This window comes from Bartonella sp. A05 (genome assembly GCF_026930145.1).
In the GTDB taxonomy this organism is placed as follows: Bacteria; Pseudomonadota; Alphaproteobacteria; order Rhizobiales; family Rhizobiaceae; genus Bartonella.
Genome location: NZ_JANHOJ010000003.1, coordinates 139272 through 151330, shown reverse-complemented (window position 1 = coordinate 151330; position 12059 = coordinate 139272). Strand labels below are relative to the sequence as shown.

7 protein-coding genes and 1 pseudogene are annotated in these 12059 nt (G+C 37.8%); 3 read left to right on the top strand and 5 right to left on the bottom strand.

All coding sequences use genetic code 11. The annotated features are described in order from the left end of the window. Positions 1-72: 72 nt before the first annotated feature. Positions 73-1269: a glutamine-hydrolyzing carbamoyl-phosphate synthase small subunit gene (carA, locus tag NPX98_RS04295; RefSeq protein WP_269022857.1), complete on the bottom strand. Its 1197-nt coding sequence runs from the start codon at positions 1267-1269 to the stop codon at positions 73-75. A gap of 275 nt (positions 1270-1544) precedes the next feature. Between carA and NPX98_RS04290 the strand changes: the two are divergent. Then, a pseudogene (locus tag NPX98_RS04290) lies at positions 1545-1960 on the top strand (GatB/YqeY domain-containing protein). 162 nt (positions 1961-2122) lie between these two features. Here the strand turns inward: NPX98_RS04290 and ubiC are convergent. From ubiC to NPX98_RS04270, 4 genes are all read right to left on the bottom strand, one after another. Then, the gene (gene ubiC, locus NPX98_RS04285) at positions 2123-2638 is read right to left on the bottom strand and encodes a chorismate lyase (protein ID WP_269022856.1); all 516 of its coding nucleotides are present in this window, start codon (positions 2636-2638) and stop codon (positions 2123-2125) included. 824 nt (positions 2639-3462) lie between these two features. After that, positions 3463-3714, bottom strand: a complete 252-nt coding sequence (locus tag NPX98_RS04280; RefSeq protein ID WP_269022854.1) for a GlsB/YeaQ/YmgE family stress response membrane protein — start codon at positions 3712-3714, stop codon at positions 3463-3465. 576 nt (positions 3715-4290) lie between these two features. Continuing rightward, positions 4291-5964, bottom strand: a complete 1674-nt coding sequence (locus NPX98_RS04275) for a Na/Pi cotransporter family protein (RefSeq protein ID WP_269022853.1) — start codon at positions 5962-5964, stop codon at positions 4291-4293. Between the two features lie 65 nt (positions 5965-6029). Continuing rightward, complete coding sequence (locus tag NPX98_RS04270; protein ID WP_442864465.1) at positions 6030-7244, bottom strand: mechanosensitive ion channel family protein; 1215 nt, start codon at positions 7242-7244, stop codon at positions 6030-6032. A gap of 140 nt (positions 7245-7384) precedes the next feature. On the opposite strand from NPX98_RS04270, the gene dnaG reads away from it, so the two are divergent. Both dnaG and rpoD read left to right on the top strand, forming a co-directional pair. Continuing rightward, the gene (dnaG, locus tag NPX98_RS04265; RefSeq protein WP_269022850.1) at positions 7385-9313 is read left to right on the top strand and encodes a DNA primase; all 1929 of its coding nucleotides are present in this window, start codon (positions 7385-7387) and stop codon (positions 9311-9313) included. A 348-nt stretch (positions 9314-9661) separates the two neighbouring features. Further along, positions 9662-11665, top strand: a complete 2004-nt coding sequence (gene rpoD, locus NPX98_RS04260) for an RNA polymerase sigma factor RpoD (RefSeq protein ID WP_269022849.1) — start codon at positions 9662-9664, stop codon at positions 11663-11665. The last annotated feature ends 394 nt before the right edge of the window (positions 11666-12059 follow it).

Here is a 12059-nt window from a genome sequence, read left to right as displayed (position 1 = left end):
ACAGTGTATTTGAGTGCGCAAAAATACAGTTTTTTTAGAGGGAGAAGGAACTGAAAAGATAAAACTCTTGGATTAGACTGTTTTCTTATAATCCGTAATCATGTTACAGAAATGCTGAAATAGATAGTGACTATCTTGTGGTCCAGGAGAAGATTCAGGATGATACTGGACAGAGAAAACAGGCTTTCCAATGATTCGAATACCGCAGTTTGAACCATCAAAGAGAGAGATATGTGTTTCTTTAACATGAGGCGGTAAAGATGCTGCATCTACTGTAAAGCCGTGATTCATTGATACAATCTCGACCTTTTCAGTGGTAAGGCATTTTACAGGGTGGTTAGCACCATGATGTCCTTGATGCATTTTGATAGTTTTCGCGCCAACCGCAAGAGCGATAAGCTGGTGACCAAGGCATATGCCAAAAAGCGGTATATGACTATCAATTAATTTTTTAATAATTGGAGTGGTATATACAGCTGTAGCAGCTGGATCTCCTGGACCATTGGAAAGAAAAACACCATCAGGATTTATGGCCAAAATTTCTTCTGCGCTTGTATGTGCTGGTACAATCGTTATGCGCGCACCTTGTGCCGCCATAAGACGGAGAATATTGCGCTTAATGCCATAGTCAATTGCAACAATGTGAAAATTATGTGCTTCATTTGTGCTATAACCTTTATCCCATATCCATGGTTTTTCATTCCAATTTATCATTTGTTGTGATGTTACATCTTTTGTAAGATCAAGATTAGTGAGACCAGACCATTTTTGTGCCCGCTTTTTCAGAGTATTGATATCAAAGTTTCTATTTGGATCGTGGGCGATGATAGCATTTAGTACACCTTTTTCACGGATAAGAACAGTTAATGCTCGTGTATCAATGCCACAAAGCGCAATGATTTGACGTGCTTTGAGCCACTGATTAAAATGTTCATTCGCACGGTAGTTAGAAGGATGGGTGATATCTGCTTTAAAAATAGCACCGACTGCACCGTGGCAATTCAGGGGCGTAAGATCTTCAATATCTTCGCTATTTGTACCTACATTGCCGATATGAGGAAAGGTAAAATTAATGATTTGTTTAGCATATGATGGATCTGTTAAGATTTCTTCATAGCCTGTAGTAGCAGTGTTAAAGCATATCTCCGCTTCAGCGACACCTGTAGCTCCTGCCCCTTTTCCTTCAATGATCATTCCATTAGCTAATATTAGAAGAGCTGTAGGTTCATTTGTGCTCCAAGGATTGGGAGACGAGGTGCTTTGTATCATAGTGTGCACTCATATTTCGTATCTAAAAGGCATAATAATCAACATTATACGAAAGCTACAACCATAATAAATGCTACTATTATGAGACAATGTTCTGCTTACGCTACTATTATTATTACAATGTTTCGCTTAAATCAGGAAGTATAAGTATATTCCATAATTAGGTAAAGGTCTGTTTTGTTTTTTCTAAGACTATAATTGTCCATTATACATTGCAAGATGTTTAATGAGGGGTTCAAATTTGTACTTTCCCTTGAACACAATTGAGTAAGTGTATGTTGCGTGATCAGATTGATATGGTATTTAAAGTTGCTGTGAAGGGGCAGGATAGGATGTCTTTTGCTACACTTTGTCTTATTAATGCTGCAGTTAAAGATCGCGATATTCTTCATAAGGGTGACGGAAAACGAGAAGTGGATGATTGCCAGATACAGTCTATTTTAGTCAAAATAATTAAACAGCGTGAAGAATCAGCGCGTATTTATGAAAAATCTGGTCGTTTGGAATTGGCAGAAAAAAGGTAAGTAGAAGTATCAGTCATTCGTGAACAAAAGCTGAAGGGTTGTGCGATATGGGCAAAATGGTGGCATGGTTAAAAGAACATTATGCAGGGCAGATAGATTTTTCTAAGATGCACAATCGTTTCCGTGCAAAACTGAGATCAGCTCTATTATTCTGCCAAAGTATTTGAAGATATTTTTATTATATGGAAACTGCTAATTTGACAAATGGTGCAGTATAAAGAGTAATTCGATATGAGTTGGTCTATAGAAATGCTTTGCAGATGGACTAATATTTTCACATATGAATGAATACAGCATTTGAGTCTTCTAAGAATATTAACATCCTTTATTTATGCAAAATTTTCTGTGTATAGCGGTGAAGCTGCTAAAAACAGTTCAGTTAGCAGCAATGGTTTGCCTGCCAGTCGTAGACGGGAGCGTCGTGCCCACAATGTATCTTGCCGGCCAATGTGAATGTAATCGCGAGTCAATTTGCTATTGCTGAATAAATAGCGTCCCAGTGGTATTGATCCTAAATTTGTTAATGCTTGGTTATGATCGGATAAAGTCTCTTGCGGAATGACTGTGCGCCCAAGTAACCAACGCTGATTATCTCCCATCAGAATAACCTCACGCAGCCAATAACGTGGACTATCAGGGAGGTGTTCAGCTTCTTCTTTCAGCTCATCACGCATAACAAAGCATTCACGTTGTGGTTCAACACTCACACAAACGCAATATTGTTCTAAACGACGTGTCATAGAGCCTGACTCCATCAACCAGTCATAGATATTAGCAGGTACTGGAGGACTTCGATCAGATAACCACTTCACCGGTGGTAAGATGGAATCTATAGTCTCAGACATGACCTCACTTCACACAAAAACACACATCCCGCGCTGTACTTAATGAGATCGTACAAATGACTAAGATGTTTTTTCTATTGTAATGTAGAAAGATACAAGTGGCAAGTTTTTAGGTGGGAAGTATTTTTCACTTTTTACGAATATTAAATGCGAATATTAAAAATGTCTTTTTATTTAAGTTCTCAGCATAAGCGTTGAGTTTTCTGGATAACGGTGCTTTTGTCGGAATATGCATTGGTTGATTATGGGTGTAGCATCGTTGTCTGTTTTCTATGTATGAGAAATGCTGATTGGGCAAAAATTATAGAAAATAATTAGTGAATACAGGATGTCATTATTGTGTCGATCAACTGTAGTTATCTGCTGTGCGGAAAGAACTTTTGATAATGCTTAGGTTTGTTATTGCTAAAATATTTTTTCTTAGCTGTGTTAATGCTTTATCATCGATGTTGTGCTTTCTTTATTACATTCTTGATTGTTGGTTTTGTTCTAGATTACGGATGAAAATATTTTTGAGCGAGTTGTGAGGATTAAGAATATCAAGATAGCGCTAAAAATTTTTCAGAACAGTATACACAAGTAGAGTGTAAAAATCATTTGCTGCGTTAATGTGCTATTCAACTTAGAGGATATCAGGCTGTAGAAATTTATGGGAGTTTACTGATTGTGCGCTGAGCGTCATGGTAATAGTTGATGCAAAAAATTTATAAGCAGGCAGACTTTATATATTTAGAAACAGTTGGCTTTTCAAGCTATAAGGTAAGTATTACGTCGGCAGTTTTAAAAAGGCACCAAAAGGCGCCTTTAAAGAATAATTAAGTGTTTTATGGTCGGATTTTCCGACCTGTCCATATGAGGATGCAGGCTCCAATAAAACCTGCGATGAGGTAACCAATCCACCCCGCAAAATTGACACCTAAAAGCCCAAAAAGGAAACTTGCCAATGCGGAACCAATAATTCCTAAGATAATGTTTAAAAATATTCCTGTTTGGCTTTTCATAAAATATTGTGCTGCCCAACCTGCAAGACCGCCGATAATAATAGCTGCAATCCAGCCGATATTTGCATCTTCCATTGCATGTACTCCTCTACCTCATTTAAACTGATAGTTTATTTAGGGTATGCCTTATAAAGGTCAATGTTTACTTGTGGACTGTGTAGAGTAAGTCTGATGTTAGGAAATTATTACAGTTTTTATTTTATTAATTCTTGAAAACGTAAGCTATGTGCTGAGTTCAAAATCGGATTGAAGTAATCGCAGATATATGTGATTTTATACGCAATGGTGAAATGTTTTGAAGTTCGTAGTATTTTTTGACAAAAAGGAAAAAGCATTTGAAGCGCTGTGGGAAGCGTGAAACGTGTATTTATTTGAGAGGATCCATATAAGAGTATGCGGGTTCCAATAAAACGTGAAATACAAATTCTTAAAAAACAAGAAAAATTTGCCTCCAATGTGAAATCAATAATATCTAAGACAATGTTTAAAAATGTTCTTTCAATTATTGATAAAGTATCATGTGTTTTTTAGTGCTCATATAAGTGCTGCACTTCAGCTAATCTTTTATTTTTTATTGTGTATTCTTTTACCTAAGTTGAGATGGTTTATTTTCCAGTTAGTGTGCGCTGAATGTTAAGGCTTAGCTGTTTGTTATTGAGAGGGGTTACGTAGGCGAGAACTTTTTAGCAATCCTTGTGCCTCTAAAATAGGGTAAACCATAGAGGTTAGAAGAGAATTGATTTGTTTAAGATCGCGCATAGTATCCAGATGAAGACTAGACGATTCCATATTTTTGACATCACCCTTACGTAAATATTTGAAGTGCTTTAAGCTCATTTCTTTTTCTAAATCTCGGAGTTGGTCTTTTTTCTGCACGAGTAAATGCGCAGTGTGTGTATCGCGTGAAATGAGAACATTAAATGCAATATGTGCATTGGCTAAAACAATGGCGTGGAAATGGAGCAAATCATTCCAGCCATCCGGTGTGAATTGTAGGTCTTTTTTTTGTTTCTTTTTAACCAGCATAAGCATATTATGAATAATGATATCTCCTGCTTGATCTAGTTTGATACATGCACTTAAAAGTTCTTGTGTTTGGAGAGCTTCTTCATCAGATAATTTTTGTCCAGCTAGCTGTGCGAGATACAGCTTTATGGCTGTATGTTTTTTATCCAATATAACATTCAGTTGGTTGAGATCATTTATGATGTTGCGATCAGGTTTTTCATAAAGCTCCATAATTTTTTCTAACATTATATCGACGAGATCACAAATATGGATAACTTCACGCATGACGTTAGAAAGTGCCAAAGTTGGGCGATCGAGAACGCTATCATCAAGAGCTGTTTGATCAATTAAATCAAAAGTCTTATCGGCTTGAGGTTTTTTTGCACTCATATGAACAATTTTAGTGGTTAGTTTTAAAACCCATTTTGACAATGGTATGCCAGCAAGAAAAATGAGGATATTAAAAATGATGTGGGCATTAATGACTTGAGCGGAGGCATCTTTGCCAAGCCATGTAATAGAAGGTTGGAAGAAGAGGAAGAGAATAAGAATAAAGATTGAACCAGCACCACGCATGAGTAAATTTCCCAATGGAATAATGCGGGTGCCGGATGGGGCGTGACGCGTTAAAAGTGGCGCTATAAAAGAAGAACCAAAGTTGACGCCAAGTACCATCACGACACATAATTGAGCATGAATAAGATCATAGTTAGCAAAATTGATGAGCAGAATAATTCCAGCGATAGATGAATGCAAAAGGTAGGTTAAAGCTGCTGCTAACAGAAAAGCAGAAATGGAGTCTGTTGAAAGATAGTGAATGATATCGGGCAGAATTACGCTATTGCGTAATGGTTCTGTTGCTGCGCTTGTCATTTGTAGAGACAGAATTAAAAGTCCAATACCGAAGATAATACGTCCTATTTGGCGCAAATCATGTTTTTCAGTTGTCATAAAAGTAAAAGTGCCGATCAAAAGACATAAGGGCACAACAGAAGTGAGGTCATAAGAAAGAATCTTAACAATCAATGCTGATCCTAATTCTCCTCCGCGCACGGCCATAAGTCCTGTTAAGCCAGAAACAAAACCAGAATTAACGAAAGAACTAACAAGGAGTGTAACCGCTGTAGAGCTTTGTAAAATTACTGCCATAAAAAGCCCAAATCCTGCTGCAAAAGGTGGATTAGATATGATATGGCGGAATTTGGATTTGAGCTTATTGCCATAGGCACGTTCAACTCCTGTGCGTATCATGCGTGTGGACCAAAGAAGTAAAGAAATAGCTCCTGCAAGATGTAGGAGTACCAATGAGCCATTCATTAACTTTTTCTTTCTTTAATTTGTTATGAATACGGTTTAACTCAAAGAATTAATGCAGTTGAGGTTTATTGTTTATCGTATTCGAAGGCATGAATAAAACTATAACTGCTTGGATTTTGAAAAACTTTTAGATCAAAATCAGGGAGGATAGAATAAAAATGGTCAAAAATATCAGCTTGAATTTGTTCATACTCTATCCAGATAGTTGTATTGGTAAAGCAGTAGATTTCTAAGGGCAAACCATTTGGAGTAGGTGGTAATTGTCGTGCCATTAAGGTCATTTTTTTTGTGATGTTTCGATTTTCACGTAAATAGGCAACAACATAAGCACGGAAAGTTCCAATATTAGTCAAACGGCGGGTATTAGCCGGGATGTCACGATTTTTATCTAATGCTGCATTCCATTCATTAATTTCTGGTAGTTTTTGTGCAAAATAGCTCTCTAATAGATTAAATTGCGCAAGATATTTTTGTTCTTCTTCCGTATGAAATCGTATGCTAGATTGATCAATAAAAAGAGATCGTTTGATGCGTCTTCCACCTGATTCTTCCATCCCCCGCCAATTTTTGAAAGGGTCGGTTACGAGTTTACGGATAGGAACCGTGGTAATCGTTTTATCAAAATTTTGAACTTTAACGGTATGAAGTGCAATTTCGGTGACATTACCGTCTGCACCAAGATTAGGAATTTCAATCCAGTCGCCGACGCGTACCATATCTGTAAATGAAATTTGGATTCCTGCAACGAAAGAAAGCAAAGTATCTTGAAAAACCAAGATAAGAACCGCGGTTATTGCACCAAGACCTGAAAAGAGAATAAGAGGTGAGCGGTCTATCAAGGTGGCCAACATAAAAATAGCAGCAATTGTGAAAAGTGCTATTTTAGCAATTTGAATATAACCTTTTATTGGTTTCAATCGTGCTGCTGGTTGTTGTTCGTAAAGGGTGTTAATCACATTAAAAAAAGCAGAAATAATCAGGGTAACAGCAAAAATAATAAATGCATTGGCAACATTGCGGGTAATCGTGCTGATTGCATCAGGTAATGCAGATATAATATGAACACCGGTTGAAAGAATAACGGCTGAAGCAATATTCGCTATGTTTCGGGTAGCGTGTTCGATATCAAGTGTTGTATCTTTTGGAAGAAAAGAAGAAAGCCGTTTTACTCCATTACTGAGGAGTTTTCGTGCTAAAAAATTGACTGAAAGTGCAATAATAATAAGGACAATGAGCCAAGCCATAGTTTTTAACAATGGGTATTGAATAAAAAAATTCATCACTTTTCCTGTCTCCATTTCTAAATCATCTGTGGTTTTTAAACTCTGAAAATTTGTCAATGTTTCAAGATGAAGTATTGGAATTATGCTTCAAAGTCGTTAAAGATGCAAAAAAGAATTATAAATTTTTGTGAGAGATAATGCGTTTTCCGCCTGATTTTCTTGATGAGATTCGCGCCAAATTGCTCGTATCAACGGTTATTGGACAAAGGGTGACCTTTGATCCCCAAAAAAGCAAGCCTTCTAGAGGAGATTTTTGGTGCTGTTGTCCGTTTCATGGAGAAAAGACCCCAAGTTTTCATTGTGATGATCGTAAAGGACGTTACTATTGTTTTGGTTGTGGTGTGAGTGGCGATATTTTTACTTTTTTGTGTGAGCTTGATGGATTGCGATTTGCAGAAGCTGTGGAACATTTGGCTGGTTTAGCAGGGATGACATTACCTATCCTTGATCCAAAGAGTCATAAACGCGAAATGCAAAAAGCTGATCTTTATGATGTTATGAGGAGCGCTACGGATTTTTTTCAACGGAGTTTATACGATAAGGGAGGAGAGCAAGCACGCTATTATCTTAGTGAGCGTGGTATAACGTCAGAGCTTATAAAGCGTTTTCGGATTGGTTTTGCTCCAATGGGGCGTACAACTTTGAAAGAAGCTTTGAGCGCACGGGGTATTTCAATTAAGAAGATGGAAGATTGTGGGCTTCTCATATCGGGTGAAGATATTCAAGTTCCTTATGATCGCTTTAGAAATCGTATCATGTTTCCTATTGAAGATTTACGCGGACGTGTGGTGGCTTTCGGAGGGCGTGCGCTCAATAAAAATGCACCAGCAAAATATCTCAATAGTCCTGAAACGGTGCTTTTTCATAAAGGGAGTATACTTTATAACGCCGCTTATGCTCGCAAGAATAGTCGTTTTGCAGAGGAGAAGGGAGAACGTTCTCTTATTGTCGTTGAAGGTTATACGGATGTGATTGCTTTGACTAAGGCTGGTTTTGGAGGGGGTGTTGCTCCTTTAGGGACAGCATTAACAGAAGAGCAAATTGGGCTTCTATGGCAAATAGAGCCTCACCCAATTTTATGTTTTGATGGAGATGACGCTGGTGTAAAAGCCGCTTTTCGTGTTGCTGATCGTGTGCTGCCTCTTTTAAGAGTAGGGGTGTCTGTGTGTTTCGTTTTATTGCCACAAGGTAAAGATCCTGATGAAATTATTCGTGTTGATGGTGCAGAAGCTTTTGCTTCTTTTTTACAAAAATCAATTTCTTTGATTGAGCTTTTATGGCGGTGTGCTACCGTCGGAAAGAATTTTGAAACTCCAGAAGCACGAGCAGCGCTAGAACAAAAACTTAAACAGCAAATTTTTACGATTAAAGATAAAGATGTCCGCCGTTATTATTTGCAAGACATAAAGAAACGACTCTTCGATTTTTTTCATCCACCTTTTTTGCAAAAAAAAGGTATCGGAGGATCCGGCAAAAACGAAAAAGGCAGGTCATTTAAAAATCCATCTTCCTCTGTGTTGGCAAATTCTGATATCGTGCGCGATTCGCCACATTCTATTCCTTTGCGCGAAGCTGTCATTTTGCTAATCTTAGTCCATTATCCTGAGCTTTGGCATGAAGATTTTGAGACTCTTTCTGCGTTAGAGTTGAAAAATACCCAATTAATGATTTTCCATCAATCCATGTTAGAAATTCTTGGAAATCAACAGATTCATAATAAAGAGATGATGGTTATGCTCTTAGAAGAAAAAGGGCAAAAAAATATTTTGGAGCATATAAAAAGCCTTGTGCGAAGTACTGATATGCGTACGGTATTTTCTGATATTTCTATAGAAGATGCTCGCGTCGTATTAAAACAAGCTCTCTACTTGCATCTTCTAGAACACCACCTACATAAAAGATTACAAGATATCGAGGAACAGCTCATAGAAAATCCGAACAATGAGATTTTTGATCTACTTCGTGAGACAAAAATCGAATTGGAGCGGGCGCGAGCGACGGAAGCTTTAATTGAGGGGTTTGGATGTTGGTTTGATGAAAAAACAGATGAAAGTAAGCCAAGTTAAATAAAATGATTCGCTTTTTTTTAACGAATCAGTCACCTAAAGCTTATACAAAGAAATCTATGTGTAATCGGCATTTTTATCAAGAATGGCGATTTAGTTTTAGGAAAAGCGGGCAATTGGTTCTTACTGCATGTGTAGAGATTATCTCAGAAAGGCTGAGGGGTATCGGGGAAACTTCTAGAGTTTTCCCGTGTTTTTGTGTGAATTAAGAGCATGTACAAAAGCATATCCTTTATAAGGATCTTTTTCAAGAGAATGTACATGGAGAGAGCTGTTTACGCATTATAGTGAGGACATAGAAGAGTTGGTCACGCGAAGCCTGCAAAGTGATCAAGTGGAGTTAACAGTATGGCAACACAGGTTAAACAGAAAGACAGTACAGAAGCAGTGAGCCAAGTAAGTTTGGATAGTCCCCTTCTTGACTTTTCTGATGATGCCATCAAAAAAATGATTAAACTCGCTAAGAAAAATGGTTATGTGACCATGGATGAATTGAACGCAGTTCTTCCTTCTGATGAAGTTACGTCTGAGCAAATTGAAGATACCTTAGCGATGTTCTCTGAGATGGGTATTAATGTTGTAAACGATGAGGATGAGGTAGAATTTGAACCTTATGAGGAGGAAATCGCGGTAGAAGGTGGTAGTTTAGTAGAAACCACCAGTCGTGCAATTGCGATGACATCTCGGCGTGATGCAACGGATCGGACTGATGATCCGGTGCGCATGTATTTGCGTGAAATGGGAGCTGTTGAGCTGTTATCGCGTGAAGGTGAAATTGCTATTGCTAAGCGTATTGAAGCGGGGCGTGAAACAATGATTGCAGGGCTTTGCGAAAGTCCTTTGACATTTCAGGCCTTGATTATCTGGCGTGAAGAATTGAAAGAACAGCGTATTCTTCTTCGTGAGATCATTGATCTTGAAATGACTTATGCTGATCCAGAAGTTAAGCAAGCTCCTGTTATTGAGCAAAGTGAAGTAGAAAGATTAAAAGAGGAGAAATCATCTTCTAGTACGCGTGATATGGAGGGTATTGCGGGGGATATAGATGTTGATGAAGAAGATGATGATGAGATTAATTTATCGCTTGCAGCGATGGAAAATGAACTGTGCCCTCAGGTTATGGAAACGTTAGATTTCATTGCTGAGACTTACATGAAATTGCGAAAATTGCAAGATAAGCAAGTCGGAAGTAATGTGGTCGATCACAAAAAGAATATTCTTTCATCAGCTCAGAAGAAAAAATATGTTCAATTGAAAGATGAATTGATCCAGGCGGTAAAATCTCTTTCTCTAAACCAAAATCGTATTGAGGCATTGGTTGAACAACTTTATGATATTAATAAGCGGTTGATGCATAATGAGGGTAAATTAAAGAGAATGGCCAACAGTTATGGGATTGGGCATGAGGATTTTTTAAAAGAATATCAAGGCCGTGAATTTGAGACAGATTGGGTTGAATATATTGCGACTTTGCCAGGGCGTGGGTGGAAAGAATTTTCAACTTGTGAGACCAAGGCTATCCAGAATTTACGTGGTGAAATACAAAATCTTGCGAAAGAAACTGCTATTTCAATTGGAGAATTTCGTCGGATTGTTACACAGGTGCAGAAGGGTGAGCGCGAAGCAGCAATTGCTAAAAAAGAAATGGTGGAAGCTAATTTGCGTCTTGTGATTTCAATTGCAAAAAAATACACAAATCGTGGTTTGCAGTTTCTTGATCTTATTCAAGAAGGTAATATCGGTTTGATGAAGGCAGTTGATAAATTTGAATATCGACGCGGATACAAGTTTTCAACGTATGCAACATGGTGGATACGTCAAGCAATCACGCGTTCGATTGCAGATCAGGCACGTACTATTCGTATTCCTGTTCATATGATTGAAACAATTAATAAAATTGTTCGCACATCGCGCCAAATTTTACATGAAATTGGACGAGAGCCTACACCAGAAGAATTGTCTAGCAAACTTTCCATGCCATTGGAAAAAGTACGAAAAGTGCTTAAAATTGCAAAAGAGCCTATTTCGCTCGAGACACCTGTTGGGGATGAGGATGATTCTCATTTGGGTGATTTCATTGAGGATAGGAATGCGTTATTACCAATTGATGCGGCTATTCAGGCGAATTTGAGGGATACAACGACACGCGTACTTGCTTCACTAACGCCGCGGGAAGAGCGTGTTTTGCGAATGCGTTTTGGTATTGGTATGAATACCGATCATACTTTGGAGGAAGTTGGCCAACAATTCTCAGTTACACGGGAACGTATCCGTCAGATTGAAGCCAAAGCACTTCGTAAGTTGAAGCATCCTAGTCGTTCACGAAAATTACGTAGTTTTCTTGATTCTTAAATGTAACAATGCATGTTTAAAACGTCTTGTTTATTGATGAATATGTGTTGAGGGTATGTTACATTATCTCGGAAATTTTTGCAGGAATGAAGCGTTGAATAGTTTTTAGGGCGAATGTTGCAACGTAAGAATAATATCAGAGCTTGTATATTCGTGCTAAACTCTTTGAAAGCAAGGAGTAGAAGAGAATCTGAGGAGCATTTTAAATAAATGAATGGGATAGGTAAAGGGCGTTATTTTAGTTGTCTGTGCTTTTGAACGTATGTGGGTTTGCTCACATGCTAATGAGTTATTAGTAGTATGATATATTGAGAAGATTTAAACTCAAAGCGTGTCTTAATATTATTGATAAATCAGATTGGGTGGATGCAACTTTTTGCACAAAGAGTATTCA

Excerpts from the sequence above, each read along its gene's own strand:
- NPX98_RS04270 (WP_442864465.1), bottom strand. The coding sequence starts at position 7,244 with ATGAATTTTTTTATTCAATACCCATTGTTAAAAACTATGGCTTGGCTC.
- ubiC (WP_269022856.1), bottom strand. The coding sequence starts at position 2,638 with ATGTCTGAGACTATAGATTCCATCTTACCACCGGTGAAGTGGTTATCT.
- NPX98_RS04280 (WP_269022854.1), bottom strand. The coding sequence starts at position 3,714 with ATGGAAGATGCAAATATCGGCTGGATTGCAGCTATTATTATCGGCGGT.
- rpoD (WP_269022849.1), top strand. The coding sequence starts at position 9,662 with ATGGCAACACAGGTTAAACAGAAAGACAGTACAGAAGCAGTGAGCCAA.
- NPX98_RS04275 (WP_269022853.1), bottom strand. The coding sequence starts at position 5,964 with ATGAATGGCTCATTGGTACTCCTACATCTTGCAGGAGCTATTTCTTTA.
- dnaG (WP_269022850.1), top strand. The coding sequence starts at position 7,385 with ATGCGTTTTCCGCCTGATTTTCTTGATGAGATTCGCGCCAAATTGCTC.
- carA (WP_269022857.1), bottom strand. The coding sequence starts at position 1,269 with ATGATACAAAGCACCTCGTCTCCCAATCCTTGGAGCACAAATGAACCT.